The 26,997-nt window shown below is 61.2% G+C and carries 23 protein-coding genes; 16 read left to right on the top strand and 7 right to left on the bottom strand.

Annotated elements, in window-relative coordinates:
• Positions 1-328: 328 nt before the first annotated feature.
• The gene (locus AAE484_RS15785) at positions 329-2,578 is read left to right on the top strand and encodes a TonB-dependent receptor (RefSeq protein WP_341939393.1); all 2,250 of its coding nucleotides are present in this window, start codon (positions 329-331) and stop codon (positions 2,576-2,578) included.
• Positions 2,579-2,585: 7 nt separating this feature from the next.
• Here AAE484_RS15785 and AAE484_RS15790 read toward each other — a convergent pair whose 3' ends face one another.
• Genes AAE484_RS15790 through AAE484_RS15800 form a run of 3 tightly spaced genes read right to left on the bottom strand, consistent with a single transcriptional unit; the run spans position 2,586 to position 5,061 of the window.
• The gene (locus AAE484_RS15790) at positions 2,586-3,302 is read right to left on the bottom strand and encodes a glycerophosphodiester phosphodiesterase (RefSeq protein ID WP_341939394.1); all 717 of its coding nucleotides are present in this window, start codon (positions 3,300-3,302) and stop codon (positions 2,586-2,588) included.
• A gap of 2 nt (positions 3,303-3,304) precedes the next feature.
• Positions 3,305-3,988 carry an N-acetylmuramate alpha-1-phosphate uridylyltransferase MurU gene (gene murU, locus AAE484_RS15795; RefSeq protein WP_341939457.1) on the bottom strand — a complete coding sequence of 228 codons (684 nt, stop codon included), beginning with the start codon at positions 3,986-3,988 and terminating at the stop codon, positions 3,305-3,307.
• Between the two features lie 5 nt (positions 3,989-3,993).
• Positions 3,994-5,061, bottom strand: coding sequence for an aminoglycoside phosphotransferase family protein (locus AAE484_RS15800; protein ID WP_341939395.1), 1,068 nt, complete (start codon positions 5,059-5,061; stop codon positions 3,994-3,996).
• A 151-nt stretch (positions 5,062-5,212) separates the two neighbouring features.
• Between AAE484_RS15800 and AAE484_RS15805 the strand changes: the two genes are divergently transcribed.
• The 8 genes from AAE484_RS15805 to AAE484_RS15840 all read left to right on the top strand — a co-directional run bounded on the left by AAE484_RS15805 (position 5,213) and on the right by AAE484_RS15840 (position 14,133).
• Entirely contained in the window at positions 5,213-7,825 is a 2,613-nt protein-coding gene (locus tag AAE484_RS15805; protein WP_341939396.1) for an LPS-assembly protein LptD, read from the top strand.
• A gap of 24 nt (positions 7,826-7,849) precedes the next feature.
• Complete coding sequence (locus AAE484_RS15810) at positions 7,850-9,178, top strand: peptidylprolyl isomerase (RefSeq protein ID WP_341939397.1); 1,329 nt, start codon at positions 7,850-7,852, stop codon at positions 9,176-9,178.
• 11 nt (positions 9,179-9,189) lie between these two features.
• Positions 9,190-10,197 carry a 4-hydroxythreonine-4-phosphate dehydrogenase PdxA gene (gene pdxA / locus AAE484_RS15815; RefSeq protein WP_341939398.1) on the top strand — a complete coding sequence of 336 codons (1,008 nt, stop codon included), beginning with the start codon at positions 9,190-9,192 and terminating at the stop codon, positions 10,195-10,197.
• Positions 10,194-11,012: a 16S rRNA (adenine(1518)-N(6)/adenine(1519)-N(6))-dimethyltransferase RsmA gene (gene rsmA, locus AAE484_RS15820; protein WP_341939399.1), complete on the top strand. Its 819-nt coding sequence runs from the start codon at positions 10,194-10,196 to the stop codon at positions 11,010-11,012. The genes pdxA and rsmA overlap by 4 nt, the downstream gene beginning before the upstream one ends.
• Before the next feature lie 51 nt (positions 11,013-11,063).
• Complete coding sequence (gene apaG / locus AAE484_RS15825; protein WP_341939400.1) at positions 11,064-11,435, top strand: Co2+/Mg2+ efflux protein ApaG; 372 nt, start codon at positions 11,064-11,066, stop codon at positions 11,433-11,435.
• Positions 11,436-11,476: 41 nt separating this feature from the next.
• Complete coding sequence (locus tag AAE484_RS15830; protein WP_341939401.1) at positions 11,477-12,289, top strand: symmetrical bis(5'-nucleosyl)-tetraphosphatase; 813 nt, start codon at positions 11,477-11,479, stop codon at positions 12,287-12,289.
• A 156-nt stretch (positions 12,290-12,445) separates the two neighbouring features.
• Positions 12,446-13,147, top strand: a complete 702-nt coding sequence (locus AAE484_RS15835; protein WP_341939402.1) for a putative porin — start codon at positions 12,446-12,448, stop codon at positions 13,145-13,147.
• Positions 13,148-13,290: 143 nt separating this feature from the next.
• Complete coding sequence (locus tag AAE484_RS15840; protein ID WP_341939403.1) at positions 13,291-14,133, top strand: LysR family transcriptional regulator; 843 nt, start codon at positions 13,291-13,293, stop codon at positions 14,131-14,133.
• A 15-nt stretch (positions 14,134-14,148) separates the two neighbouring features.
• Here the strand turns inward: AAE484_RS15840 and AAE484_RS15845 are convergent, their stop codons facing one another.
• A complete protein-coding gene (locus AAE484_RS15845) occupies positions 14,149-14,361 on the bottom strand; it encodes a PA3496 family putative envelope integrity protein (RefSeq protein ID WP_341939404.1) in 213 nt (70 codons plus the stop codon).
• A 180-nt stretch (positions 14,362-14,541) separates the two neighbouring features.
• Between AAE484_RS15845 and AAE484_RS15850 the strand changes: the two genes are divergently transcribed.
• From AAE484_RS15850 to AAE484_RS15860, 3 genes are read left to right on the top strand one after another with little or no spacing between them, the layout of a single operon-like run.
• Positions 14,542-15,018 carry an ATP-dependent zinc protease family protein gene (locus AAE484_RS15850; RefSeq protein ID WP_341939405.1) on the top strand — a complete coding sequence of 159 codons (477 nt, stop codon included), beginning with the start codon at positions 14,542-14,544 and terminating at the stop codon, positions 15,016-15,018.
• Entirely contained in the window at positions 15,015-15,920 is a 906-nt protein-coding gene (gene rimK / locus AAE484_RS15855; protein ID WP_341939406.1) for a 30S ribosomal protein S6--L-glutamate ligase, read from the top strand. The genes AAE484_RS15850 and rimK overlap by 4 nt, the downstream gene beginning before the upstream one ends.
• 3 nt (positions 15,921-15,923) lie before the next feature.
• A complete protein-coding gene (locus tag AAE484_RS15860) occupies positions 15,924-17,030 on the top strand; it encodes a succinylglutamate desuccinylase/aspartoacylase family protein (RefSeq protein WP_341939407.1) in 1,107 nt (368 codons plus the stop codon).
• A gap of 35 nt (positions 17,031-17,065) precedes the next feature.
• Here the strand turns inward: AAE484_RS15860 and AAE484_RS15865 are convergent, their stop codons facing one another.
• A complete protein-coding gene (locus AAE484_RS15865; protein WP_341939408.1) occupies positions 17,066-19,357 on the bottom strand; it encodes a putative bifunctional diguanylate cyclase/phosphodiesterase in 2,292 nt (763 codons plus the stop codon).
• A 434-nt stretch (positions 19,358-19,791) separates the two neighbouring features.
• A complete protein-coding gene (gene hisC, locus AAE484_RS15870) occupies positions 19,792-20,853 on the bottom strand; it encodes a histidinol-phosphate transaminase (RefSeq protein WP_341939409.1) in 1,062 nt (353 codons plus the stop codon).
• Between the two features lie 586 nt (positions 20,854-21,439).
• Between hisC and AAE484_RS15875 the strand changes: the two genes are divergently transcribed.
• Positions 21,440-22,630 carry an amino acid aminotransferase gene (locus tag AAE484_RS15875; RefSeq protein WP_341939410.1) on the top strand — a complete coding sequence of 397 codons (1,191 nt, stop codon included), beginning with the start codon at positions 21,440-21,442 and terminating at the stop codon, positions 22,628-22,630.
• 50 nt (positions 22,631-22,680) lie between these two features.
• Here AAE484_RS15875 and AAE484_RS15880 read toward each other — a convergent pair whose 3' ends face one another.
• The gene (locus AAE484_RS15880; protein ID WP_341939411.1) at positions 22,681-23,826 is read right to left on the bottom strand and encodes a DUF3530 family protein; all 1,146 of its coding nucleotides are present in this window, start codon (positions 23,824-23,826) and stop codon (positions 22,681-22,683) included.
• Positions 23,827-23,922: 96 nt separating this feature from the next.
• Here AAE484_RS15880 and rpe point away from each other — a divergent pair, with 96 nt between their 5' ends.
• From rpe to AAE484_RS15895, 3 genes are all read left to right on the top strand, one after another.
• A complete protein-coding gene (gene rpe / locus AAE484_RS15885) occupies positions 23,923-24,603 on the top strand; it encodes a ribulose-phosphate 3-epimerase (RefSeq protein ID WP_341939412.1) in 681 nt (226 codons plus the stop codon).
• Positions 24,604-24,914: 311 nt separating this feature from the next.
• Positions 24,915-26,408, top strand: coding sequence for an anthranilate synthase component I (gene trpE, locus AAE484_RS15890; protein WP_341939413.1), 1,494 nt, complete (start codon positions 24,915-24,917; stop codon positions 26,406-26,408).
• A complete protein-coding gene (locus tag AAE484_RS15895; RefSeq protein WP_341939414.1) occupies positions 26,405-26,983 on the top strand; it encodes an anthranilate synthase component II in 579 nt (192 codons plus the stop codon). Before trpE ends, AAE484_RS15895 begins: the two co-directional genes overlap by 4 nt.
• Positions 26,984-26,997: the final 14 nt, after the last annotated feature.

A 26,997-nucleotide genomic window follows, 5' to 3' on the forward strand; every position in this document is an offset into this window, starting at 1 on the left:
GTACGGAACCGTACGCCCGGTGGTGTGAGAGGACGGGGGAGGCAACTCCCCCTCCTACTCGATTCAGGACGAACGGTATGCAGTGAGCACAGGGACGTAAAGCGAACTGCATTATGTGCCCAAATGCGCCAATGTTATTCGTGGCGTGGAAGTTGTTCCCGGCCGATGCTAAAGTTGTCACAATCTTCCCAGAACGTTCCTTGCGCGCTCGTGTTGTTTTCGGTCAACGAGGCGGAGGGTCGGTTGGATGTAGTCGGGAAGGTAACGTGCGATCCGGTTTGCATGGGCAGCCGGATGGTTTGTTTCGCTGCAAGGACAAGGAGACATTATGCAGCCTCTATCAAATTTCTCTCCCCGTTTTCTGGCAACAGCGGTTGCCAGACCTTCCCTGATTCTACTGGCTGGTGCTTCCTCTCTCTGGTGCAGTGCGGCGCTTGCTCAATCGAGCCAGAGCGTGATGGAAGAGGTGTTGGTCACCTCGCAAAAACGTGAGCAGTCCCTGCAGGATGTGTCCGTTGCCGTCAGCGCGTTCTCGGGCGATGCCATCGACAAGATGGGCTTCGAAGAAGGGCTGGATATTACCGAGCAAGTGCCCAATATGAATTTCTTCGCCATCTTTGGTGAAGCGTCCAGCCCCTCGGTGAGTCTGCGCGGCATCAGCCTGGTGAATTTTTCCGACTCCTGGGAATCGCCGGTCGCAATCTATGTGGACGATGTCTACCGAGGCAACCCGGCCGGTTCGGCCATCCAGCTGTTTGATCTGGAACGGGTGGAAGTGTTGCGTGGCCCCCAGGGGACGCTCTACGGGCGCAATACCACCGGCGGCCTGGTGCACTATGTTTCGCGCAAGCCCACGGATTACTTTGATGCTTCTGCGAGCCTGAGCTACGGCAGCTATTCCGAGAGCATTGTCCAGGCCATGGTCAGCGGCCCGCTCCGTGAAGGCGTGCGCGGCCGTGTCGCGATCAAGACCACGCAGAACGATGGCTGGCAGACCAATGCGGTCGACGGTCGCAAACTCAACGACACCGACAGTTTCGGCTTTCGGGCGCAGTTGGCCATGGATATTGAAGGCGGGGGCGAGGCCCTGCTGAATGTTCATGGCAGTGAGGCCGATCAACAGTCAGTAGGTTTTGCTCACATGGGCTACCTGGTTTCCGCCGATGAAGATGCCGCCACCTGTGAGATTGGCCGGATTCAGGCCGGGCTGTGTACCAGCGCCACCTTTGACATGACTGGTGAAGAGGCGGCCGGGGGTAACTTCGGGCCCGAGAATGTCGCCTCCAGTGCCAGCGGCGGCCTGGCGACCCAGATTGAAACCTTTGGCACCTCCCTGACCCTGACGCTGCCCTTCGATGACTTTGAACTGACCTCGGTCACGGCGGTGGAAACCCTGGACAAATTTCTCCAGGACGACGGTGATGGTACGCCGGTCATCTTCTTTGACGAGCAGTACTCCGCCGACGCTGAACAGTTCACCCAGGAAGTCCGGTTGAACGGGGACACGGGGGTGATGAAGTGGGTGACCGGGCTCTATTTTTACGATGACCACCGGGAGCTGCTGACCGAAGCACCGACCACGGCCGATGCCACTGACGGCTTCTGGCACCGCGAGGATGTCACCCTCGATTCGCGCTCCTGGGCCGCGTTCGGGCAGATCGAGTACGACTGGGTGTCGGATCTGACCTGGATACTGGGCGCGCGCTACACAGAGGAGGAGCGCGACTTTGTGCAGGATGCGGGGCCGAGCTTTTATGAAGAGATCGATGTGACCGATGACCTGTCCGAGGATGCCATTACCGGCCGCCTCGGTCTGGACTGGCGTCCCGACCCCGATACCCTGGCCTACGCCAGCCTGGCGACAGGCTTCAAGAGTGGCGGCTTTTCCGGCAGCTACAATGCGTCCATCGAAGCGACCCGCCCAGTGGGGCCGGAGGATATCACCAACTTCGAGCTGGGCTACAAGCGTACCCTGGCCGATGGCAAGATCCGCCTGAACGCCTCGGCGTTTGCCTACGAGGTGGAGGACTATCAGGCCCAGGTGTTCCTGACCGTGGCCGATGGCAGCGTGATCACCAACGCGGGTGATGTCACCGGCCTGGGGGCCGAGCTGGAGGTGACGGCGCAGTTGACTCCCTCCTTTGAGGTGATCGCGGGTCTGGGGCTGCTGGATACCGAGTTCGACTCGGAGCAGATCTTTATTGTCGCCGGAGACGAGTACACCTTCGATAACAATGAGCTGCCCTCGGCACCGGCCATGACCTATAACCTGGTGGCGCGCTATTACCAGTCGCTGGACAACAGCTCGGAGATCACCTACCAGCTGGATTACGCCTGGCAGGACGATCACTATCTGCAGATCGAGAACGATCCCTACTCGCGGCAGAGCGCCTACGGTCTGATGAACGCAAAAATCAGCTGGGTGTCTTCCGGGGGCAATTACACGCTCTCCGCCTTCGCCAACAACCTGACCGACGAAGAGTACTTCACTTACCAGAATACCCTGGGCAGTGACTGGGGCTATGGCGTCTGGGGGCAGCCGCAGACGGTGGGCGTCAAGTTCAAGTGGCGGTACTAGTGGGGTGTTAAGCCTCCCGGGCCTGCTGGGCGAGAAAGTCCAGCAGCGCCCGGGGATGGTCGGTAAAAGCGCCGTCCGCGCCCAGCTCGAGCAGCGCCAGCCACTCGTCCGGGTGATTGGCGGTGTACACCCAGGATTGGACTCCGCGTGTGTGCGCATCCACCACCAGCTCGCGCGGAGTGAAGCCGATGTTCGAATGCAGCGAGTAGGCTTTGAGCTCGTCGCAGCAGCGGCCGTAGTCCAATGGCACGCCGGCGAGCAGGGCTCCGCGCCGTACTTCGGGTAACAGCTCCAGCATCTGGTAGACCTGCCAGTGATCAAAGCTGGAGACGATGTACTGCTCCAGATCCAGCCCGTGATCCCGGCTGTGCGCCCGCAGGGTCTCGCTCAGCCGGATGGCGCAATCCGGGCTTTTGATCTCGATATTCAGTAACGCCTTGTCCCCGACCTGCTCGAGCACTTCGCGCAGGCGCGGGATCGTCTCGCCGTTTTCCAGCTGCAGGCCCTGCAGTTGGTCGAGCGTTTGTTGTTGCAGCATGCCGATACCCGGCAGTTGCCGGCCCAGGCGCCGGTCGTGGGTCACCCAGAGCTCATCGTGCAGGTTCCAGACATCAATTTCGATTGCCTCCACTCCGAGCGCGAGACTGTGCTCAATGGCTTCCCGGCTGTTTTCCGGACCCTCGCCCCCGCGATGGGCGATACATAGAAAGGGGGAGCGCGTCATGGTCATTGGCCTCGGGTGAGCTCACTGTGTAGCTGGTCCAGTCGCTCGGGGGTGCCGATATCGCTCCAGCGCCCGGCATAGTGCTCGCCCTCCAGGCGTCGTTGGGCGATCGCTGGGCGCAGGGCTTCGAGCAGCGGGAAAATCGGGCGTTTTAGCGGGTAGTCGGCAATCAGGCGCGGCCTGAGCAGGCTGATACCGGCGAAGGTGAGGGTGTTGGGCAGCGATTCAGGGGCTTCTCTGAGCAGACCATCGAGGCCCAGCGCAAAATCCCCCCGCGGGTGGAAATCCGGGTTGGGCACCAGCAGCAGTCGTCCGTCCCGGTCCTCCGGGAGCGAGTGGTGAGCCAGCCGGCTCAGTGGGTAATCGGTCCAGACATCGCCGTTGATCATCAGAAAGGGGTCGTTCCCCAGCAGAGGCAGGGCCTGCAGGATGGCACCGCCGGTTTCCAGTGGCTCGGGTTCGGGCGAATAGTGCACCCGCAAGCCAAAGCGGGCCCCGTCGCCCACAAAGTCCCGGATCTGGTCACCGAGATAGGACAGGTTGATCACCACGTCCATGACCCCGGCGGCGGCCAGGGCTTCCAGGTGGTATTGCAGCAGGGGCTTGCCGCCGAGCGCCAGCAGGGGCTTGGGGGTGTGGTCGGTCAGAGGCCGCATGCGCCTGCCCAGACCGGCCGCCAGGATCATGGCTTTCACGCCGCTTCGTCCCCCGCCTGGCGATAGTCCCGGTACCATGATTGGGCGCGGGCATGAGGAAGCACAGAGTGCTCGAACCAGTAGCGAAAATCGGACAACTCCGGATATCGCGCGGCGACCTCCAGAACATAGCGGATGACCAACGCGAGATTGTCCAGGTATCGGGGTTTCTGATCGCGCAGCGCCAGGCGGCCAAAGATACCCAGCACTTTCAGGTGACGTTGCAGCCCCATCCAGTCGAACCAGCGCAGGAACTGCTCTTCGGTGATGCCCTCGAGCAGTCCGATGCCGGCGGCCATGTTGCCGTAACCGAGCGCCCACTGGCGGACCTGGTCGGCGGGCCAGCGGATGTAGCAGTCTTTGAGCAGAGAGGCCAGATCATAGGTGATGGGGCCCCAGACAGCGTCCTGAAAGTCGACAATGCCCAGGCAGCCATCGGGCCGGATCAGCAGGTTGCGCGAGTGATAGTCACGGTGGACGGCGACCCGGGGTTGCTCGAGCGCCGAGGCTTCCAGTTGGGCAAACAGCTGATCAAGCATCGTCCGCTCGCTGTCGCTCAAGTCGTAATCCAGCAACTCTTTGAGAAACCACTGGTCAAACAGGTCGAGTTCCCGGCGCAGGCGCGGCTGATCGTAGGCCGGCAGCACGTCGCTGGCGGGGGTCTGCTGCAGGGCCAGCAATTGCATCAGGGATTCGCCGTAGAGCGCGGTGGCGGATTCGGGCTGCTGACGCAGGGCGTGCAGTAACAGGCGGTCGCCAAAGTCTTCCAGTAGCAGGAAGCCGCGCTCGGAGTCCACGGCCGCGACATTGGGTACGGCGATATGATGGCGGCGCAGGTAGTCAGCCAGCTCTTTGAACCGATGGGCATTTTCAACATCGGGTGGCGCATCGACCGCCAGCAGTGAGGGCTCGGTGTTGAGCCGATAATAGCGTCGGCAGCCGGCATCACCGACCAGAGGCTCCAGCGTCAGCGACTGCGGAGAGCTGTGGGCGTGCAGATGTTGCAGTTGGGTGCGAGCCCATTGGTTGAGTTGTTCCTGGCGCTCTCCGGGCTGGTCATTCATCGTCGCATCCTCGATTTATCGGCGTTATCGTCCAGATTCTACCTTGGTTTGGCCCGTGAAAGTCAAAAGTCAGGGCAATCTGTTCATTCCAAGGACCTGGTTATTCGAGTAGAATTCCCGGCTATTTGCCTCCTCCGAGATATTGGCTTACATGGAACCTGTACTTTTCCCTTACAGACTGGCGCGTCGGGTGTTGTGCTGTCTGGCGTTGACCGCCAGCGCCCAGCCCCTCGCGGACCAGGCGTCCACCGGCCAGGCCTCTTCTGACCCGCTCTCTGCTGAGGGCTCGAGTGCAAGCGAGGCCCCTGAGATCGGGACGCTGGACTGGGTGCCGTTCGAGGAGTTGACCGAGGCCCAGCGCCAGGCGCTGCCCACCGGCTGCTGCGGCGCCTACATCAGCCCGCCGCGGACAGACGAGGATGCCGGCAAAGACCCGGAGCAATCCCCGGTCCGGGCCAGCGCCGATCGTTCCGAAATGCGCGACCAGACCGACGTGATCCTGGAGGGCGACGTGCGTCTGACCCAGGGGTATCGGAGTTTTGACGCCGAGTCGGCCCGCCTCGACCAGCAGTCCCGCCAGGCGGAAATGAGCGGTGACATCACCATTCGTGAGCCGGGTCTGCTGTTGCGTGCGGACCGGGCCGAGATGGACATGGATTCGGGTGATGCCCAGCTGGAGGATGCCCGTTTTGTGATTCACGAGACCCGGGTGCGCGGTCGGGCCGAGCATCTGGAGAAACTGGGGGATCGGTTCATCGGGCTGGAGCGCAGCTCCCTGACCACCTGCGAACCCGACAGCAATGCCTGGCAGCTCAAGGCCAACAAGATCAACATCTACAACGACGAGCATTACGGCACAGCGAGACATATGCGCATGGAGCTGTTTCATGTGCCCGTGTTCTACACCCCCTACCTGAGCTTTCCGCTGGGAGAGCACCGTCAGACCGGGTTTCTGTTTCCCTCCCTGGGCGAGAGCCGGCGCAATGGCGTGGAGGTGACGCTGCCGTTCTACTGGAATATCGCGCCCAATCTGGATGCGACCATCACCCCCGATTATATGTCCAAGCGCGGGACCTCCTGGAACCTGGAAACCCGTCACCTGTCCCGGCATTTTCAGACCCAGATCGGCGGCGCCTACCTGGACGAAGATCGCGGTGGTTACAGTCGGCGCCTGGAGCGGCAGATCCGGGACGGCGAAATCACCGAGGAAGAAGCCTATCCGCATCGCGGCGATGAGCGCTGGCAGCTGCGGGTGCAGCAGGATGGCGGTAAAGGCCAGCGCTGGACCACAGAGATCGACTACACCGACCTGAGCGACAACGACTATCTGCGCGATCTCAACAGCAGCGGCCTGGACGTCAATCGCACCGCCCAGGTGAGCAAAATGGGCCGGGCCAGCTATCAGGGGGACAACTGGCTGTTTGGCGTCAAGGCCGAAGAGTTGCGCGCACTGAGCACCGCCAAATGGCCTCATCGGGAGCTTCCGCGGGTGAATGCCGATGGCCTCTACCAATGGAACGACTGGGTCCTGGGGCTGAACAACGAATACACCTATTTCGATGTCAACGACACTTTCGAGACGGAGGACGAGAACGCGATTGACAATCTTCTGGTGGGCGAGCGCTTTCGCACCGATTACAACCTGACCTGGGACAAAGAGTGGCTCTGGGGCTTTTTCCGGCCCGGGGCGACGGTCAAGACGCTCAGCTACCAGTTGAACGATGACAACCTGGTCGAAGGCGCCAATGCCTCCCCCAGCCTGGTCGTGCCCCAGGGTACGCTCGATATGGGGCTCTATTTCGAGCGCGACGGTCAGTTGTTTGGTCGGGGCTTTCTGCAGACGCTGGAGCCGCGAATTTTCTACTTCTACAGTGATTTTGAAGACCACAGTGATCTGTTCGGGCTGACCGAAGACAACCGGCCCCTGAACTTTGACGCCAAGCCGCTGACCTTCAATTACAGTCAGCTGTACCGCACCACCCGGTTTTCCGGGGGCGATCGCATTGAGGATGCCAACCGGGTGTCAGTGGGGGTGACCAGCCGCTTTATCGACCCGCTGACCGGCACCGAGAACCTGAGCCTGAGCGCGGGCCAGATACTCTACTTCGCCGATCGGCGGGTCGGGCTGACCACGCCCGATTTTGAGCCTGACCCGGACGCGGACCCCGATGCCGAGCAGCCGGAGGAGACCTACGAGCGCTCGGAGCTGGCGGGGCAGCTCAGCGCCCGTCTGGGCCAGCGCGTGAATTTCACCGGCAACGTGGCCTACAATCAGGTCGAGGATCGTCTGGGCAGCGCCAATGCCAGCCTGCGCTATTCCGACGAGTCGGATCGGATCCTCAACCTGTCTTACCGCTACACCCACAACCCCCCGTCGCCGGGTCAGGAAAACCCGGACCAGGAAATGGAACGGGCCATCGATCAGGTGGATTTTTCCTTTCACATGCCGGTCCCGGGGGTGGGCAGTGGCCAGTGGAGCCTGATCGGTCGGGCCAACTATGACTTTACCTATGAAAAGGAACTCGATACCTTCGTCGGACTCGAATATAACGACTGCTGCTACCGGGTCCGGTTAATGGCCCGGCGCTGGCTGGATTTCGATTACACGCCGACCTTCCTGGAGACGGTCGAAAACGACGATTATGATCAGAGCATCATTTTTGACTTCCAGTTCAAAGGCCTGGGCAGCATCAACCGCAAAGTCGGTGAGTTGCTCGAAAAAGCCATTCCCGGCTACGGTGTCCGGGACGGGTCCATCCGCTAACTCCTAAACCACAGCGAAATTTCTATGTACTTGACGCGTTTTACACGAACAACTTTGATGGCAGTTGCCACCGCGCTGCTTGCGGTTTCAGCCCTCACTCTGGACACCCGGTCGGTGCGAGCGGAAACCGAGATGCTCGACCGGGTGGTGGCGATTGTGGGCGACGATGTGGTCCTCGAAAGCGAACTCAATGCGCGCACCGAGGCCATTCTTGAGCGGATGGAGCAGTCGGGCAATCGCCAGCAGGTGCCGCCGAGAGACCAGTTGGAGGAGCAGATCCTCGATCAGCTCGTACTTGAGCGTTTGCAGATGCAGATGGGCCAGCGCTTCGGCATTGAGGTGTCCGAGCAGCAGCTTGACCAGACGGTGCAGCGCATCATGCAGAACAACCAGCTGACCGAAGAGCAGCTGCGTGCGGATCTGGCCAGAGAAGGGCAGAGCCTGGAAGGCTTCCGCGACCAGATCCGCCGGGAAATGTGGGTCAACCAGATCCAGCAGGCGGTGGTCAACAGCCGGATCGAGCTCAACGAACAGGATATCGACAGCTTTCTGGCCTCCACCGACGGCAAGTTCGCCACCTCCCCCGACTACCGGCTGGGCCATATTCTGATCTCCGTGCCCAGTGGTGCCTCGGAAGACGAGGTGCAAGAAGCGCGGGAGGAGGCGCAGCAGGTGTATGAGGAGCTGACCGAGGGCGCCGACTTCAGCCAGATGGCCATGACTCACTCCAACGACGCCAACGCCCTGCAGGGTGGTGAAATGGGCTGGCGCAAGCTGGAGCAGCTACCGGGTCTGTTCGCGGACGTTGTCGCTGAAATGGAAGAGGGCGATGTGTCCGAGCCGGTGCGCAGTGGTGCCGGGTTCCATATTCTCAAGGCGCACGAGACCCGCAGCCGCTCGGGCGACAGCATGGTCGAGCAGACCAAGGCACGCCACATTCTGATCAAGACCTCGGAAATCGTGGATGACGAGGATGCCGAGCGTCAGCTGACCGAATTGCGCAACCGCGTATTAGAGGAAGGCGAGAGCTTCGCCGAGCTGGCCCGAGAGCACTCCGAAGATATCGGCTCCATGCTCCAGGGCGGCGACCTGGGCTGGACCAACCCGGGGCAGATGGTGCCCGCCTTTGATCAGGTGATGAACAACACCGAGGTGGGCGAGGTGAGCGAACCCTTCAAAAGCCAGTTCGGCTGGCACATCCTGACTGTCGAGGACCGGCGCGAGCAGGACATGAGCGAGCGCATGCAGCGCAATCAGGCCGCCAACCTTCTGCGCGAGCGCCGCTTTGATGAGGAGCTGCAGACCTGGCTGGCGGAAATCCGCGAAGAAGTGTACGTAGAAATCAAACTGTGAGTCCGGCATCGATGAACCCAACCGCTCTGCGCCTGGCCTATACGTCGGGCGAGCCGGCCGGTATCGGGCCCGACCTGGCGGTGCTGCTGGCCCAGCGCGAGAACGCCGATGAGATTGTCGCGGTGGCCGATCCCGAGCTGCTGCAGGCCCGGGCGCGGGCGCTCGGTCTGCCCCTGACGCTGCGCGAGCTGGATGTGAAGCAACCGCCCCGGGCAATGGCGGCGGGAGAGCTGGTGGTGGCGCCGATCCCCTGTCGCAGCGCGGTCTCCCCCGGCCAGCTCGACCCCGCCAATAGCGCCTATGTGCTGCAGACGCTGGACTTTGCCATTGCCGGCTGCCAGGCCGGGTCCTTCGACGCCCTGATTACCGGACCGGTGCACAAAGGCGTGATCAACGAGTCGGGCATCGCCTTCAGTGGCCACACTGAGTACCTGGCCGACAAGACCGGCACGCCCCGGGTGGTGATGATGCTGGCGACCGAAGGGCTCCGGGTGGCCCTGGCGACCACCCATCTGCCGTTGCGGGACGTGGCCGACGCGCTGGACGAGACCCTGCTGACCGAGGTGCTGGATATTCTGCACGCGGATCTGCAGCGCGATTTTGGCATCGAGGCGCCCCGTATTCTGGTGTGTGGCCTGAATCCCCACGCGGGCGAAGGCGGCCATCTGGGCCGTGAAGAAATTGACCTGATTGAACCGGTACTCGAGCGCCAGCGCGCCCGGGGCCAGAACCTGGTGGGGCCGCTACCGGCCGACACCCTGTTTACCCCCAAGCACCTCGAGCGGGCCGACGCGGTCCTGGCCATGTACCACGACCAGGGGTTGCCGGTACTGAAATATCGCGGTTTCGGTCAGGCGGTGAACATCACCCTCGGGCTGCCCATTATCCGGACTTCCGTGGATCACGGCACGGCCCTGGATCTGGCGGGCACCGGAGACATTGACAGCGGCAGCCTCACCACGGCCCTGGATTATGCCCGCGCCATGGCCGGTGCGCGCCGACAGGGAGACCCGGTATGAGCAAGATGGGCAATCGAGAGGGGCCCCACCGGGCGCGCAAACGGTTCGGGCAGAATTTTCTGGTGGATGGCAATGTCATCGACCAGATAGCTGCGGCGGTTCACCCCCGGCCCGGTGAGCATCTGGTGGAAATCGGGCCGGGCAAGGGCGCACTGACCGCGCGCCTGGCCGATAACGCCGAGTCGCTGAGTGTAATCGAGCTGGACCGGGATCTGGTGCCCTGGCTCAAGGTGCAGTTCGAGCGCCATCCGGGCTTTCAGTTGTTTCAGGCCGACGCCCTGAAGTTCGATTTCTCCAGCCTGCTGCGCGCGGAGCAGCCGCTGCGGATCGTGGGCAATCTGCCGTACAACATTTCCACCCCGCTGATCTTTCACCTCTTGACCTTTACCGGCCAGGTGACGGATATGCACTTCATGTTGCAGAAAGAAGTGGTGCAGCGAATGGCGGCCCAGTCCGGCGATAAGGCCTACGGTCGGCTGGGGATCATGGTACAGTACTACTGTCGGGTCGAGGCCCTGTTTGAGGTGCCGCCCCAGGCGTTCGAACCCGCGCCCAAGATTGATTCGGCCGTGGTGCGGCTTACCCCTTACGCTGAGCCGCCCCTGAAGGCCAACAACATTCAGACACTGGAGCGTCTGGTGAACGTGGCTTTCCAACAACGTCGCAAGACCCTGCGCAATGCCCTCAAGCAACTGGTCGACCCCGAGCGACTGGATCAACTGCCGGTCGACTCCAGTCTCCGCCCCGAGGCCCTGTCGCTCGCCGATTATGTGGCTCTGGCCAATGCCCTGGACGAGTTGCCTGAACAGGGTTAAAGGCCGGGTTGAGTTCTCACTTATCGTTTTATTCTGGAGCGCTTCAGCGTCATGACGCACGATATTCACGTTACCGTTAAGCCCAACTACATCGCGCAGCAGTCCCGGCCGGCGGAAGGGCGCTATGTGTATGCCTATACCATCACCATCGCCAACCAGAGCGATGTGGCGGCGCAATTGATCGGCCGGCACTGGATCATTCGTGACCAGGAGGAGAAAAAGCAGGAGATACGGGGCATCGGCGTGGTGGGCGAGCAGCCTTATCTGGGGCCGGGAAAAAGCTACACTTACACCAGCGGTGTGATCCTGGAGACCCAGACCGGCATCATGCAGGGCAGCTATCAGATGAAGTCCGATGACGGCAAACTGTTCGATGTCGAAATACCGGCCTTTGCGCTGGTCCCTCCCCACGCCATTCATTAAACGATACGTTTTATTACCCAGCGACCGTCTCGGGAGTTTGCATGAGTACCTATGCCATTGGCGACATTCAGGGATGTCTGGAACCGTTGAAGCGGCTGCTCGATCGCGTGAATTTTGATCCGGCCGCCGACCGTTTGTGGATTGCCGGTGACCTGATCAATCGCGGGCCCAGTTCGCGCGCGACACTGGAGTTTCTCTATCCGATGCGCGACCGCCTGATTTCAGTGCTGGGCAATCACGATCTGCACCTGCTGGCGGTGGCGCGCGGGCATCGTCAGCCCAACACCAAGGACACCATTGAAGAGATACTGGGGGATGATAACCACCCCGAATGGATCGAGTGGTTGCGCACCCTGCCGCTGCTTCATCACGATCCGGCACTGGGCTATGTCATGGTGCATGCGGGGATTCCGCCGCAGTGGGATCTTGAACGTGCCAAAGCCCACGCCCGGGAGGTGGAGGCGGTACTGCAGAGCAACCAGCTGGACGATTTTCTCGCCCATATGTACGGTAACGAACCGAGCGTCTGGAAGAATAAATTGTATGGTGTCGAGCGCCAGCGCGTGATCACCAATTATTTTACCCGTATGCGCTTCTGTACGCCCGAGGGCGAGCTGGACCTGCAGAGCAAAGGGGATGCGACGACACCGCCCCCGGGTTTTGCCCCCTGGTTTGCTCACCGTAAGCACAAATGCCGCGAGCACAAAATCATTTTTGGTCACTGGGCGGCACTTGCGGGCGAGGCCACAGCAGGCAATGTCTATGCGTTGGATACCGGCTGTGTGTGGGGCGGAACGCTGACCGCCCTGCGGCTGGAAGATGAGCAGCGCTTTGAGTGCGATTGCTCTGTCTGAAAGTCTCCACAGAATCACGGCAGAAGACTGAAACTGTGAACTGTGCACCAAAACAGAACAAGTGCTGTGTAATGCCGCCGGGTTTTCATTAGAATACCGCCGCCCCGTCACAAGACGAGGTGTAACCTGGAACACGATGTATTTAAAGGAGCACACATGAAAATCAAATCCCTGGCACTCGCAACGGCGATGGTCTTTTCTTCTGGCCTGGCACTGGCCGATAGCTACCAGGCAGAAATTGGCGCGGACTACACCGATGTAGACGGTGGCGACGGCGCCTTTGGCATACACGGTGAATTCCACTTCAATCCGGTGCAGACCCGCAATCACCCTCTGGCCGAAGCGGCCTTTCTGGAGCAGTCCTCCAACGTTTACGCCGCGGCAGACAATGACTTTGATGTTCTGACCGTGGGTGGCGAGCTGTACGTGCCCGACACCATGTTTTACGCCGGTGCCCGCGTCGCTCGCACCGACTTCAACGGTTCGGATGACACCACTCTGTACGCCACCCTCGGCCTGACGCCGGTGGATGGTCTGCTGGTCACCACCGAATTCAATGACGACGGCTACGATGCCAACGTTCAGGCCAAGTATGTCACGGCTCTGGGTGGCGGTAACTACGTCAACCTGGAAGGTGAGTACCGTGACAGCGACTTCGACGATTACCTGTCTCTGGGCGCCGACTTTTACTTCACCCGGACCCTGAGCGTGGGCGCCGCCTTCGCCGACCGGTTTGGTACTGACGAGTTTACCCTGCGTGCCCGCAACTTCTTCACCGACGAAGTCAGCGGCCAAGTGGCGTTTACCGACAGCGATGGCAACAATCGCATCATGATTGGTGGTGCCATCCGCTTCTAAGCGTTGGTGCTGCGGATCGCCTACTGTTCTACGGGGCAGAAAGCGCCTGATAAAAAACCCGGCGGATTTCCGCCGGGTTTTTTTGTGCTTGCGTCCCCGGGAGTCGCCCTGTAGATTTCAGGCGGTAACCGAGGTGGGGCTGCATGGATATTGAACTGCTGAAAACATTTATCGAGGTCACCCAGACCCGGCATTTCGGCCGGGCGGCCCACAGGCTGTTTCTGACACCGGCCGCCGTCAGCGCCCGCATCCGCCAGCTGGAGCAGACGCTCGGCACCCCGCTGTTCTATCGTGCCCGCGGCAACATCCAGATGACCGGCGAGGGGCAGCGCCTGTTGCCGCACGCCCAGCGGATGCTCGACGCCTGGGCCGAGGCGCGCCGGGATCTGGCCGGGGAGACGGAGGTCAGTCGTCACTTGAGTCTGGGCGCCACACCGGGGCTGTGGCATTTCGCTTTGGGAGAGGTGTCCAGTCGTCTGCACCGGGCATTGCCGGATCTGGTTCTGGGCGCCGAGGCCTACCCGCAGGAGGAGCTGCTCGAGCGCTTGCGGGCCGAGCAGCTGGACCTGGTGGTGTTATACGACCGGCCCGGCGACGCCGACCTGAAAGCCCGGGCCATCGGCCAGCTCGATCTGGCTCTGCTGGCCAGCGAGCCTGGCCTGGAGCTGAAAACCGCATTGGCGGGCGATTACATCTATGTGGACTGGGGCGCGGCCTTCGCCCTGTTCCATGCCCGCCATTGCGGCGATGTTCAGACCCGCCTGCGCACCAACCAGGCCAGTGTGGCGCTGGATCGGCTCAGGCAGGTCCAGGGCAGCGCCTATCTGCCGCAGGCGCTGGCCGGCTCCGGTTTATTATATCCGGTGGCCGATGCCCCCGAGTTTCACCGCCCGCTCTACGCCGCCTTCCGGGCCGAACAGGAGTTCAACCCGGTGCTGGGGCAGGTGCTGGACGTCCTGGCTGAAAGCGCGCCCGAGAGCGCTTAGCCGATTTCGGGGGGGCTAGTAATCCAGCTCCCAGAGGTCGTCACAACCGAGCTCTTCTTTCAGACGCCGGCGTTCGAGTCGGTCCTCGATGCGGCGGCGCATGTTCAGAATCTGCTGATTGGCCTCCTTGCCCGAGAGCTTGGGGGAATCCTCGTCATTATCGGCTTCCACCGGCATGTCCGGCAGGTAATCGATATCGTTGTCAGAGTGATCTATATCTACAGCCATGGACATCTCCGGCGTAAGAAATGACAATGCAATCACCGAGTGCGGCACCGAAAATGGGGTCGGCGGCTCAATGAAGGTTCATTGAGCGCTATTTATCACAGTCGACCCGGACCGCAAAGCAAAAAATATTTGTTGTGGGCAACAAATTTACTATCTCATCTCTCAGACTGGGGGAATCGCGTGGAAACAGAAGAGAAACAGGTGATCGGCTGGCGGGAATGGGTGCGTCTGCCCGCCCTGGGACAGGCCATGATCAAGGCCAAAATCGACACCGGCGCGCGCACCAGTGCGCTTCATGCCTACTATGTCGAGCCCTTTGAGCTGGAGGGTCGGCCCTGGGTCCGCTTTGGCCTGCACCCGCGCCAGAAAGACACGGAAATCCAGATCGAGTGTGAAGCCCCGGTCATCGATCAGCGCCGGGTGACCGACTCCGGCGGCCACGCCGAAATGCGCTATGTGATTGCAACCACGCTGGTGCTGGGCAATACTGCCTTTGAGGCGGAAGTGACCCTGACCGACCGCGAGAACATGCTGTTTCGCATGCTGCTCGGTCGGGGCGCACTCAAACCCCGGTTTCTGGTTGATAGCGATGCCTCCTTTGTCCTGGGCGGCGACAAGTTTCAACCACCTCTTGCGAACAGTCAGGAAGCTCTATGAAAATTGCCATACTCTCGCGCAACAAGCGCCTCTATTCCACCCGCCGTCTGGTAGCCGCTGCGCAGGAACGCGGCCACGAAGTGCGGGTGCTGGACGTGTTGAAATGTTTTATGGATATCACCCCCTCCAATCCCAGCATCTGGTACATGGGGGAGAAACTCGAAGATTTTGACGCGGTGATTCCGCGCATTGGTGCCTCGGTCACTCACTACGGCCTGGCGGTGATCCGCCAGTTCGAGATGATGGGCGTTTACTGTCTGACCGAGTCGGTGGCGCTGGGCCGCTCGCGCGACAAGTTGCGGGCCTTGCAGCTGTTTTCCCGCAAGGGCCTGGGGCTGCCCCGCACCAGTTTTGCCTACCATGTTCACAATACCAAGGACCTGATCAAACTGGTCGGCGGCCCGCCGCTCGTGGTCAAGTTGTGCGAAGGCACCCAGGGCCGGGGTGTGGTCCTGGCCGAGACCGCCAAGGCGGCAGAGAGTGTGATTGAAGCCTTCCGCGAATTGCGTGCCGAGTTTCTGGTGCAGGAGTTCATCAAGGAAGCGGGCGGCAGTGACATCCGTGCGTTTGTCATTGGCACCAAAGTTGTGGCGGCGATGCAGCGCACCGCCATGGACGGCGAGTTCCGCTCCAACCTGCACCGCGGCGGCAGCGCCCAGTTGGTCAAGCTGACCCCGGCGGAGCGTCGCACGGCGGTCAAGGCCGCCCATACCATGGGGTTGCATGTGGCGGGCGTGGACATTCTGCGCTCCAGTCGTGGACCGTTGCTGATGGAAGTGAACTCTTCGCCTGGCCTGGAAGGCATCGAGGGTGCCACTTCGAAAGACGTGGCCGGCTCGATCATCCAGTTTATCGAAGAGAACGCCAAACCCCACAAAACCCGCACCCGAGGCAAGGGATAGTCCATGGCGGAAGATCAGCCGACACAGACGGCGGAAAGGAAGCGGCGGGAAAAGAACCGGACGCTGGAAATCGGGGGCGTCAAGGTGGCTCCGGGCGAGAGCACCTCGGTGGATATTCCCCTGGCCGCCATGTACACACACTCCAATGTCGAGATGACCGTGCATGTGATCAACGGCCGCCGCCCGGGCCCCTGTCTGTTTGTCTGCGCCGCGATCCACGGGGACGAACTCAACGGTGTCGATGTCATCCGCCGGCTGCTCAGTTACAAGCAGTTGAATCAGCTGCGGGGCACATTGATCGCCATCCCCGTGGTCAATGTTCACGGCTTTCTCAGCCAGTCCCGCTACCTGCCCGATGGGCGCGACCTGAATCGCAGTTTTCCCGGCAGTGAGCGCGGCTCGCTCGCCGGCCGGGTCGCCAGTACCTTTGTGCGGGATATTCTGAAAAACTGCACCCATGGCGTTGATCTGCACACCGGTGCCCGCCACCGCAGCAACCTGCCGCAGATCCGCGCGGATCTGAGTCAGGAGGAAACGCGCAATCTGGCCATGCAGTTCGGCGTCCCTGTGGTGCTGGATGCCAAGCTGCGCGACGGCTCCCTGCGCGAGGCGGCCTCCGACATGGGCATTCCTCTGCTGTTGTACGAGGCCGGGGAAGCGCTGCGCTTTGATGAGCTGTGCATTCGCGCCGGGGCTCGTGGGATTATCAATGTGATGCGGGAGCTGAAGATGCTGCCGGCACGCAAGCGCCCGACGAAAATTCCCGAGGCGGTGGTGGCCGATGACAGCCGCTGGGTGCGTGCGCCACTGAGCGGGGTGATGCGCTCGCGGGTCCAGTTGGGGGCGCGCGTCAAAAAGGGTGCAATCCTGGGGTATATTGCCGACCCGTTGGGGCTGAACGAGTCACCGGTCAAAGCGCCGGATGAAGCGATCGTAATCGGCATGACCAACCTGCCTCTGGTGCACGAGGGCGAGGCGCTCTATCACCTGGCCAGCTTCAAGCGCCAGACCAGTCAGGTGGCCAGTGAGGTTCAGGGCTTTCACGAGCACTTCAACACCCAGGAAGAAGAGCCGTTTTTTATCGGGCAGGATGATTCGCTGGAGAATTGAGCCGAAGCGATCTGAGAGGCCTCAGAATGCTGGCTTCACGCCAGGGCGTTGAGCTTGACGACGTTGCCGTCAAAGGAGAAGTGGCGCCCGACAAAGCGGCTTTCAAACTGGCGCGCGGTCAGGGGCTTGGAAAACAGAAAACCCTGACCCTGATCACAACCTTCCTCGCACAGCCATTCGGACTGGGCGGGCTTTTCGACTCCTTCGGCCACCACTTCCAGCTGCATGTTGTGCGCCAGGCCGATGATCGATTTGGCGATGGCGGCGTCGTTGGGGTCGGTCTGGATGTCTTTGATAAAACTGCTGTCGATTTTCAGCTTCTGGATCGGGAAGCGCTTCAGGTAAGCCAGCGAGGAATAGCCGGTGCCGAAATCATCGATGGCCAGAAACAGTCCCATCTGGTTCAGCTGTTTGAGCTGATTGATGGTTTCACCGGCGTGCTCCATGGCGCAGCTTTCGGTAATTTCCAGCTCGAGGTACTCGGCGTGCAGGCCGGTCTCCTTGAGGATGGTTTCCACCTTGTCCGGGAAGTTGTGCTGGCGAAATTGTCTCGGTGACAGATTGACCGCCATTCGGCCCACATTTTTACCTGAGTCCAGCCAGCGTTTCTGTTGTTCGCAGGCTTCGCGCAATACCCACTCACCGATGGGCGCGATCAGCCCGGTTTCCTCGGCCAGGGGTATGAAATGGGCGGGGGAGACCAGGCCGCGCTCGGGGTGCTGCCAGCGTACCAGCGCCTCCACGCCCATCAGCTGCCCGGTGCGCAGGTCCACTTGCGGCTGGTAGTGCAGAATCAACTGATTCTGTTCCACGGCCCGGCGCAGGTCGTTTTCCAGCAGCAGATAATTGACCGCCGTCGCGCTCATGCCCTTGGCGTAGAACTGGCAGTTGTTCTTGCCCGCCTCTTTGGCCTTGTACATGGCAATGTCGGCGTTTTTGAGCAGCTCGTCGGTATCGGTACCATCGTCCGGGTAGACGCTGACCCCGATGCTGACGGTGGTGGTGATCTCGTGGCCGGCGATCTCCAGCGGGCGCGCCAGGGTCACCAGCAGCTTGTTGGCGATAAACACCACATCTTCCATGTCGTGCACGCCTTCCAGTACCACCACGAACTCATCGCCGCCCAGGCGGGCGACGGTGTCCATGTCGCGCACCCCTTCGTTCAGGCGCATGGCGATGGCCTTGAGCAGCAGGTCACCCGAGTCGTGCCCGAGGCTGTCATTGATGTTCTTGAAGCGGTCGATATCCAGCAGCATCAGCGCCAGTTTGCTGTTGCCGCGCTGCGCCCGGGCCAGCCCGTGATAAATGCGGTCGTAGAACAGTGAGCGGTTGGGCAGGGCGGTGAGCGAGTCGTGAAACGCCATGTAGTTCAGACGCGACTGCTGCTCGCGCAGGGCGTTTTCCGCCAGCTTGCGTTCGGAGATGTCGGTGCAGATGGTACACACCCCGAAGACGTTGCCATCGGGGTTGCGCAGCGGGAATTTCACCATCAGGTAGGTGTGCAGGCTGCCGTCCTTGTGCATCAATTCCAGTTCGGTCTCGAACGTCTGCTGTTTGTCCTTGGTGGCCAGATCGATGTCCCAGAGCGCCTGGGCCGTCTCCCTGGGGTAAACGTCAAAGACGTTCTTGCCCACAAAGCCCCGCTCGTCGATGTTCTCCAGCAGTTTGTAGTGATCGCTGGCGAGCACCACATTGCCATCCAGATCTTTGACGGAAATCAGCGCGGGCGAGTGGTGCAGAATGGCATGCAGATAGGTTTCGCTCGCCCAGAGTGCCTGTTCCGCCAGCTGGTAGCGATCGGTCTGTTCATCGTGGCGCCACATTTCGATGATCTGGCGGGCCAGGAGTCCGCTGAACGCCCAGACCGTCTCCAGCTCCTGCACACTCTGCTCCAGGGCGGGCAGGTCGTCCCGGCTTTCCAGGTAGAAGGCGGCGATGGGCTTGTCGTGTTCGAGGATCGGGTAAAGGTAGGCGGAGCGTGTACCCTTGGGGGTGATGTCGTGGCCGAGGCGGATAATGGCGCTGTGGTCCAGAGCCAGTGTTTTCCCCTCCTTGAAAACGCGCTCAATCTGATTGTGGGGGAAGCGTTTGAGTTTGATCAGGGCGGTGGCGAGAGTATCGATCTGCGGCTGGTGCTGGCTGCCTTCCCAGGCGACGGATTCCACGAAGAGTCGTCGATCCCTCTCTACAATCAGAGCCACTCGGCTTACCGCAGGCTTGGCTTTCACCATTTTCACCAGGCGCTCGGCAATTTGCTTATGGTTCAGGTCGGTGAACAGTCGCTGAAATCGCTTGATCAGTTCAACCGCCGTCAGTTTTGTATGCATAGTCGCCCAGTATGGGTGGTCAATAAATGGCTAACAACAAACTCGGTCATCGGTCGCACTTCGGGCCGATGTTTCCGGTTTAAGCTCCTTGTATGAGGCGCTCTATCCTCCTGAGGCTGACCTGACATTTTCCGATGTTGCTTTTAGTGCCAACCCAGCGCCAATTTATTAAAATCCGGCCGAATACGCAAGGCTTGAATGAAACTCTGTGGTCGATGATCGTTCGCGACCGGGTTTCCCAGAGTGCGCCAGGTCGCCGGTGCCAGCGATCTTTGGCGATCATTTAACCTGCGTTCCCTTCTCTGTTCCCATCTCCTGTTCTTATAGTGACCTATACGAGCTGGTGCTAAATTTATTATCTTTTTGCATAAGGCCCATCATAAGCCCGGGTTGGCGCAAGAATCAAGACCCTATGGCATACAAGTTTCCCTCCGCTAGGGGAGCAGCTCCTTCAGTGTCTCGATCAGCTGCGACATCTCGCTCTCGCTCCCGATGCTGATACGCAGGTATTCGACGATTCGCGGTTTATCGAAATGGCGGACCAGAATGCGCCGTTCGCGCAACTGAAGCGCCAGGTCGGCGGCCTTTGCGCTGGTCGGTGGCCGGGCGAAGAGGAAGTTGGCCGCTGAGGGAATCACCTCAAAGCCCATGTCGGTCAACTGCTCGCGGGTCCACTCGCGGGTCTGGATGACCTTTTCCCGGCACTGCTCGAAATAGGCCCGATCTTCGATCGCCACGCAGGCGGCCGCCTCGGCCAGACGGTCGACGGGGTAGGAGTTGAACGAGTTTTTGACCCGCTCGAGCCCCTCGACCAGTTCCGCCGAACCCAGAGCGAACCCCAGACGAAGCCCGGCCAGGGAGCGGGATTTGGACAGGGTCTGCGTCACCAGGAGGTTGGGGTACTTGTCCACCAGGGCCGCCGCGCTGTCAGCGCCGAAGTCGACGTAGGCCTCATCAATCAACACCACGCTGTCGGTGTTGGTTTTCAGCAGCGCTTCGATGTCTTCCAGCGGCAGCGCCCGGCCGGTGGGTGCATTGGGGTTGGGGAAGATGATGCCGCCGTTGTCCCGCCGGTAGTCATTGAGGTCGATGCGCAGGTCCTCGGTCAGCGGCAGGCGCTCGGCCTCAATGCCCAGAAGCTGGCAGTAAACGGGGTAGAAGCTGTAGCTGATCTCGGGGTAGAGCAGGGCTTTGTTCTGCTTGAAAAAGGCCATGAAGGCAAAGGCGAGCACTTCGTCCGAGCCGTTGCCCACAAACACCTGTTCGGGCCGCAGTCCGTAGTAGTCGGCAATCGCGCTTTTGAGCCGACTGGAGTTGGGGTCGGGGTAGAGCCGCAGCTGGTCGACGGCCTCGGCGGTCAGCACTTCCCGCACTCTGGGCGAGGGCGGGTAGGGGCTTTCGTTGGTGTTGAGCTTGATCAGGCCCTCAATTTTGGGCTGCTCGCCGGGGACGTAGGGGGTCAGTTGGCGGACCAGTTCACTCCAGTAGCGTGACATTCAAAGACCTTCTTCACGTTTACATAAAAAAACCATTATACATGACGAGGTTGTCAGTTCGCGCTTCGTGGGACAAGCAGTCGGAAAAGACGGTAGTTGTAGAACGTCCGGGCCGAGGAGGGGAAGCCCTTTCAAGACACGCCGTAAATACATCCCTGTAGGCTCGACGTCGGCATCCATGCCTTCGACGGTCTTGAAAGGGCTTCCCCTCCACGGCCCTCAGTGCCATGCCTAACTCACGGCGGTATGATCACGGCGGATGCGCCTTAGGCTTATCCGCCCTACGAGTACCACGGCAGTCAACGTAGGGCGGATAAGCTGTAAGCGCATCCGCCGTAAAGGTGCTAGTTCCCGAAACGGTCCGTTGGCACCGCGGAGGCTGGGTAACCCCTTGTGAGACCGTCGAAGGCATGGATGCCGACGTCGAGCTTACATGGAAGTATTCACAGTGTGTCTCACAAGGGGTTACCCAGGCGTAGCACTCCGCTCGAAGTACAGTCGAAGTTAACCCTTGTTACCGCGTATAATCCCGCCCAAAGCTACCGCGTATAATCCCGCCAACCACCAAACCCCAGGAGCCCCAAGCATGTTCGATACTCTTCCCACCCTGCCCAACGATCCCATTCTGGGGTTGAGCGTTGCCTTTCGCGAGGACCCCAATCCGGAAAAAGTCGACCTGGGCGTGGGGGTGTATCGCAATGCCGCGGGCGAGACCCCGATCATGGCCGCAGTCAAGGCCGCTGAACAGCGCCGGTTTGAGAATGAGACCACCAAAGCCTACCTTCACCCGGCCGGTTACCCCGGTGCCAACGAAGCGGTGGAGGATCTGGTGTACGGGACGGAGCACCCGGCCCGGGAACAACAGCGGGTGGCGACGCTTCAGACCCCGGGCGGTTGCGGTGCCCTGCGCGTGGCGGCCGAGTTGATTCAGCGGGCGAAGCCCGGCGCGCGGATCTGGGTGAGCACGCCTACCTGGGCCAACCATGTGCCGCTACTGGGCGATGCCGGCATGGAGCTGAAGGAATATCCCTACTACGATTTTGAACGTCACACTCTGGATTTTGACGCCATGCTCGCGGCCCTGGGCAAGGTTCCGGCCGGGGATCTGGTGCTGTTGCATGCCTCCTGCCACAACCCCTGCGGTGCCGATCTGAGCGACGCGCAGTGGCAGCAGGTGACCGAGCTGGCGAAGGCGCGCGGGTTTGTGCCTTTTATCGATATGGCGTATCAGGGTTTTGGCGCGGGGCTGGATGAGGATGCGTACGGGCCCCGGATCATGGCCGAGCAGCTGACCGAGGTGCTGGTGGCGGTCTCGTTTTCCAAGAACTTTGGCCTTTACCGCGAGCGGGCGGGGGCGCTGACCGTAGTAAGTGCTGACTCGTCGCGGGCTGATGCCTGTCGCAGCCAGCTGTTGAGCGTGGCGCGGGGGCTTTATTCCATGCCGCCCTCGCACGGCGCTGCCATTGTTGACCAGATATGGCATGACCGGGGGTTACGCCAGAGCTGGAATGAAGAACTGGCCGAGATGCGCGGGCGCATTCAGCAGCTGCGCCAGGCTCTGGTGGAAGCCCTGGCGAAGGCCATACCCGGCCGGGATTTCGGTTTCATCGCCCGGGAGCGGGGCATGTTCTCGTTCCTGGGGCTGACGGAGGCGCAGGTGGCGCGACTGCGCGAGGACTTCAGCATCTACATGACCGACAACAGCCGGATCAATGTGGCCGGCCTGAACCTGGACAAGGTGGACTATGTCAGCCGGGCGATTGCTAGTGTCCTGTAACGCCCTAACTGTGGTTATCAGAGCTCTCCAAATCGTCCACAGTTAGGGCGTTACGGCCGGTTGATTCGCCGCCGCTCCATGCCTTCGGCCTGGCGATGCATGAAGCCGTGAATGCGGCGCACCCAGAAGCTGCGTTCATCCTCCGGGTCTTCCACCCGGGGTCTGGGCAACTGCAGGCGGTGGTAGCGCTCCAGGCGTTGGCGTGCTGACAGGTTCCGGTGCTCGCGCACCCGGTCATGCAGGCGCGACGTCGGCCCGAGAAAGACATCCAGTAACGGCATCTCGGGGATGGCAAAAACCTGCGTCAGTTGCTCGGTGCTCAGCCTGGGGCCGGGCACTGAGTTGACCAGAATCAGGGCGCGTATGGGGCCGGCGAGGGGGCTTTCGCCTGTCGAGGGTGGCTCGCCCCCGGCGCCGGCTTCGAGCTGGGGTTGCAGGTAAGCCATGACGGTTTCGGCGCTGGCATCGTCCACCAGTACCACCAGATTGCCCTGACCTTCCCGGTCGAGCCAGGTCAGTGCCGCGTCCAGACGGTTGGCAATGCGATCGGCGCGAGGGGGGAGGGGCTCCTGCGCTGGAACCTCGGGTTCCGCCTCGTCTCCGTCATTTTCCCCTTCCGCTCCGTTTTCCCCGTCGGCCCCGTTTTCCTCGTTCTCTTGCTCGTCTTCCCCGGCGCTGTCCTCTGCTGTGTCTTCTTCTCCTTCGCCTTCTCCTTCGCCTTCATCCTCGGCCGGCTCTGGCGGACGCTCCGGAACCGGCGGAGGCTCTGGCAGCGGCAGTGTCAGCGCCAGGGTGGCCCAGCCGTGGCGGGGCAGGGCCCGCCGCAGGTTGTCCAGGTGGGCCGGCCAGTGGGGCGGATCCTCAGCGCCATAGAGAAGCAATAGCGCGCCCTTCGGCTCCGTATCGGCGGCCGGGCGAAACAGTGCCAGGGTTTCGGTCTCGGGGGCGGGCAGCGTCAGCCACCGGGCCTCTTCGGGGAAGCGCTGGGCGAGCAGCTGTTGGTTCCGTTCCCGTCGGGACCCATAGCGAGGCTCTTCATCCTCCTCCCGCTCCTCGGTGGCCGCCTCATTCACGGGCTCTTCACCCTCCTCCTGGGCGATGGCGGGGAGTGTCAGCACCAGGCCCAGCATCAGCAACAAGGGCAGCAGGCAGGCCGTCGGTCGGGGGTGGGCGAGGGTTGAACGGCGTCGATTCATCGTGGATGCTGCCTATCCGGGCGGAAGTTTGGGTACAATGCTCCAAAAGCACAGTGTGCCAAACGATTAACTCTATCAACCTTAATCGGACAATCTATGCATAACTTTAAGCGGGATTACAAAATAGCGCCGTCGATCCTCTCGGCCGACTTCGCCCGGCTGGGGGAGGAGGCCGATGCCGTGCTGGCGGCCGGCGGCGACATGATCCATTTTGATGTCATGGACAATCACTATGTGCCCAACCTCACCTTCGGGCCCATGGTCTGCAGCGCATTGCGAAAGTACGGCATCACGGCGCCGATTGACGTCCATCTGATGGTGGACCCGGTGGATGATCTGATCGAGCAGTTTGCCGAGGCGGGTGCCAGCTACATCACCTTTCACCCCGAAGCCTCGCGCCATGTGGATCGGTCACTGCAATTGATACAGAATGCCGGCTGTCGGGCCGGCCTGGTGCTCAATCCGGCGACCGGGCTGGAGCCGATCCGACACGTCATGGATCGGCTGGATATGCTGTTATTGATGTCGGTCAACCCGGGCTTTGGTGGCCAGAAGTTTATTCCGGCAACTCTGGACAAGCTGCGCGCCGCGCGCCGGCTGATCGATGACAGTGGGTTGGATATTCGCCTGGAAGTGGACGGTGGCGTCAATCTGGAAACCCTGTCGGCCGTGGCCGAGGCGGGCGCCGACACCTTTGTGGCCGGGTCGGCCATTTTCAACGCGCCCGATTACCGGGAGGTGATCGATGCCATGCGTCAGAAGTTGGCCGAAGTGTGAGCTTTGCCTCGTCAGCGGGCCGCGTAGCCCACTAGGGGCTGGCCCCAAGGGCCGGTTTTGAGTAAACTCGGCTCATCATGAATCGAGGAGCAGTCCGTTGATCTCGTCAGGCTTATATCAGTACACCCCCGCTGCGCTCCCCGCCCGATGGCGCCGCTGAAGTGATTGCCCGGCTCTGGCCTCTGGCCCGGGGCGGGTCTGCGTTGTGTCGGCGCCTTGGTTTCGCTTCCTTGGTGCCGCCTCCTGAAAAATACTTGATACACCGATAAGCAGACGCGCCGCTTCGCGGCCGTGATCGAAAAGGTATAGGCATGACTCCTGAACAATTCTCCCAGTTGGCCGCTCAAGGCTATAACCGTATTCCGGTCATGCACGAGGTGCTGGCCGACCTGGACACCCCCTTGTCCTCCTATCTGAAGTTGGCCCGCGGACCCTACTCCTACCTGTTTGAATCCGTTCAGGGCGGGGAGAAGTGGGGCCGTTACTCCATGATCGGCCTGCCCGCCCGGCGGGTGCTCAAGGCCTTCGGCTCCCGGGTCAGGATTGAAGTGGATGGCGCCGTTGAGGAAGAGTTTGAATGCGACGACCCGCTCGAGTTTGTCGAGACCTTCAAACAGCGCTTCCGCGCCCCGGACCTGCCAGGTCTGCCCCGATTTACCGGCGGGCTGGTCGGCTATTTTGGCTATGATTGTGTGCGCTATGTGGAGCCGCATCTGCAGGAAACCATGCCGGCGGATCGACTGGGAACGCCGGATATTCTGTTGATGGTCTCCGACGAAGTGCTGGTGTTTGACAACCTGGCGGGCAAGCTGGTGCTGGTGATACACGCCAACCCCGAGCTGGACAATGCCTATGAGCTCGCCCAGCAGCGGCTGAACGACCTGGCCGCCCAGCTGCGCGAACCGGTGCCGTCGTTGCCGGAGGTGGGCCTCCCGCGCGCCGAAGGACCTGAGCAGACGTTCACCTCCCACATGGGAGAGGAGGGCTACAAGGCGGCGGTGGAAAAGGTCAAAGAGTACACCCTCGCTGGCGACGTCATGCAGGTGGTTCCCTCCCAGCGCCTGTCCATTGATTACAACGCCGAGCCGCTGAACCTCTATCGGGCCCTGCGCTGTCTGAATCCTTCCCCCTACATGTATTTTCTCGATCTGGGTGATCATCAGGTGGTGGGCTCCAGCCCCGAGATTCTGGCGCGTCTGGAAGATGGCGTGGTCACGGTGCGCCCCATTGCCGGCACCCGTCGCCGGGGGCGCACACCCGAAGAAGACCTGGCCATGGAGCAGGACCTGGTCAATGACCCCAAGGAAATTGCCGAGCACCTGATGCTGATCGACCTGGGGCGCAACGATGTGGGGCGGGTCTCGGAGACCGGCAGTGTGAAGCTCACGGACAAGATGGTGGTGGAGCGTTACTCCCATGTGATGCACATCACCTCCAATGTGACCGGTCGTCTCAAACACGGTCTGGAAGTGATGGATGTGCTGCGCGCGGCCTTGCCGGCGGGCACCCTCTCCGGAGCGCCCAAAATTCGCGCCATGGAAATCATCGATGAGCTGGAAAGCGAAAAGCGTGGCATCTATGGCGGCGCGGTGGGCTACATCGCCTGGAATGGCAATATGGATACCGCCATCGCCATCCGCACCGCAGTGATCAAAGACGGCAAGCTCTACGTTCAGGCTGGTGGCGGCATCGTGGCCGACTCGGTGCCCGCTCTGGAGTGGAAAGAGACCATGAACAAGGCGCGCGCGATTTTCCGTGCGGTGGACATGGTGAACCGGGGTGAGCAAGGGGGAGAGCAGGCATGATTCTGATGATCGATAATTACGACTCGTTCACCTACAACGTGGTGCAGTATCTGGCCGAGTTGGGCGCGGACGTGAAGGTCGTGCGCAACGACGAGATTGATGTGCCCGAGATTGAGGCCCTGGCGCCCGAGAAGATTGTGATCTCCCCCGGCCCCTGCACGCCCAATGAAGCGGGTGTATCCCTGAAGGTGATTGAAGCCTTTGCCGGGCGGATTCCGCTGCTGGGTGTCTGCCTGGGGCATCAGGCCATCGGTCAGGCCTTTGGCGGCAAAGTGATTCGGGCACCGCAGGTCATGCACGGCAAAACCTCGCCCGTCTATCATGAAAACCGCGGCGTTTTTACCGGCTTGAACAACCCGCTGCAGGCCACCCGCTACCATTCGCTGGTGATTGACAAGGCCACTCTGCCCGAGTGTCTGGAGGTGACCGCCTGGACCCAGAACGAGGATGGCACTCGGGCGGAGATCATGGGCGTGCGCCACAAAACCCTGGCGGTCGAGGGGGTGCAGTTTCACCCCGAGTCGATACTGACCGAGCAGGGTCACGAGCTGCTGAATAATTTTTTGCGCGCCTGACCGTTGTCATGTCA

It is taken from the genome of Marinimicrobium sp. C2-29 (genome assembly GCF_038419845.1).
GTDB lineage: Bacteria > Pseudomonadota > Gammaproteobacteria > Pseudomonadales > Cellvibrionaceae > Marinimicrobium.

Excerpts from the sequence above, each read along its gene's own strand:
- AAE484_RS15785 (WP_341939393.1), top strand. The coding sequence starts at position 329 with ATGCAGCCTCTATCAAATTTCTCTCCCCGTTTTCTGGCAACAGCGGTT.
- AAE484_RS15790 (WP_341939394.1), bottom strand. The coding sequence starts at position 3,302 with ATGACGCGCTCCCCCTTTCTATGTATCGCCCATCGCGGGGGCGAGGGT.
- murU (WP_341939457.1), bottom strand. The coding sequence starts at position 3,988 with ATGATCCTGGCGGCCGGTCTGGGCAGGCGCATGCGGCCTCTGACCGAC.
- AAE484_RS15800 (WP_341939395.1), bottom strand. The coding sequence starts at position 5,061 with ATGAATGACCAGCCCGGAGAGCGCCAGGAACAACTCAACCAATGGGCT.
- AAE484_RS15805 (WP_341939396.1), top strand. The coding sequence starts at position 5,213 with ATGGAACCTGTACTTTTCCCTTACAGACTGGCGCGTCGGGTGTTGTGC.
- AAE484_RS15810 (WP_341939397.1), top strand. The coding sequence starts at position 7,850 with ATGTACTTGACGCGTTTTACACGAACAACTTTGATGGCAGTTGCCACC.
- pdxA (WP_341939398.1), top strand. The coding sequence starts at position 9,190 with ATGAACCCAACCGCTCTGCGCCTGGCCTATACGTCGGGCGAGCCGGCC.
- rsmA (WP_341939399.1), top strand. The coding sequence starts at position 10,194 with ATGAGCAAGATGGGCAATCGAGAGGGGCCCCACCGGGCGCGCAAACGG.
- apaG (WP_341939400.1), top strand. The coding sequence starts at position 11,064 with ATGACGCACGATATTCACGTTACCGTTAAGCCCAACTACATCGCGCAG.
- AAE484_RS15830 (WP_341939401.1), top strand. The coding sequence starts at position 11,477 with ATGAGTACCTATGCCATTGGCGACATTCAGGGATGTCTGGAACCGTTG.
- AAE484_RS15835 (WP_341939402.1), top strand. The coding sequence starts at position 12,446 with ATGAAAATCAAATCCCTGGCACTCGCAACGGCGATGGTCTTTTCTTCT.
- AAE484_RS15840 (WP_341939403.1), top strand. The coding sequence starts at position 13,291 with ATGGATATTGAACTGCTGAAAACATTTATCGAGGTCACCCAGACCCGG.
- AAE484_RS15845 (WP_341939404.1), bottom strand. The coding sequence starts at position 14,361 with ATGGCTGTAGATATAGATCACTCTGACAACGATATCGATTACCTGCCG.
- rimK (WP_341939406.1), top strand. The coding sequence starts at position 15,015 with ATGAAAATTGCCATACTCTCGCGCAACAAGCGCCTCTATTCCACCCGC.
- AAE484_RS15860 (WP_341939407.1), top strand. The coding sequence starts at position 15,924 with ATGGCGGAAGATCAGCCGACACAGACGGCGGAAAGGAAGCGGCGGGAA.
- AAE484_RS15865 (WP_341939408.1), bottom strand. The coding sequence starts at position 19,357 with ATGCATACAAAACTGACGGCGGTTGAACTGATCAAGCGATTTCAGCGA.
- hisC (WP_341939409.1), bottom strand. The coding sequence starts at position 20,853 with ATGTCACGCTACTGGAGTGAACTGGTCCGCCAACTGACCCCCTACGTC.
- AAE484_RS15875 (WP_341939410.1), top strand. The coding sequence starts at position 21,440 with ATGTTCGATACTCTTCCCACCCTGCCCAACGATCCCATTCTGGGGTTG.
- AAE484_RS15880 (WP_341939411.1), bottom strand. The coding sequence starts at position 23,826 with ATGAATCGACGCCGTTCAACCCTCGCCCACCCCCGACCGACGGCCTGC.
- rpe (WP_341939412.1), top strand. The coding sequence starts at position 23,923 with ATGCATAACTTTAAGCGGGATTACAAAATAGCGCCGTCGATCCTCTCG.
- trpE (WP_341939413.1), top strand. The coding sequence starts at position 24,915 with ATGACTCCTGAACAATTCTCCCAGTTGGCCGCTCAAGGCTATAACCGT.
- AAE484_RS15895 (WP_341939414.1), top strand. The coding sequence starts at position 26,405 with ATGATTCTGATGATCGATAATTACGACTCGTTCACCTACAACGTGGTG.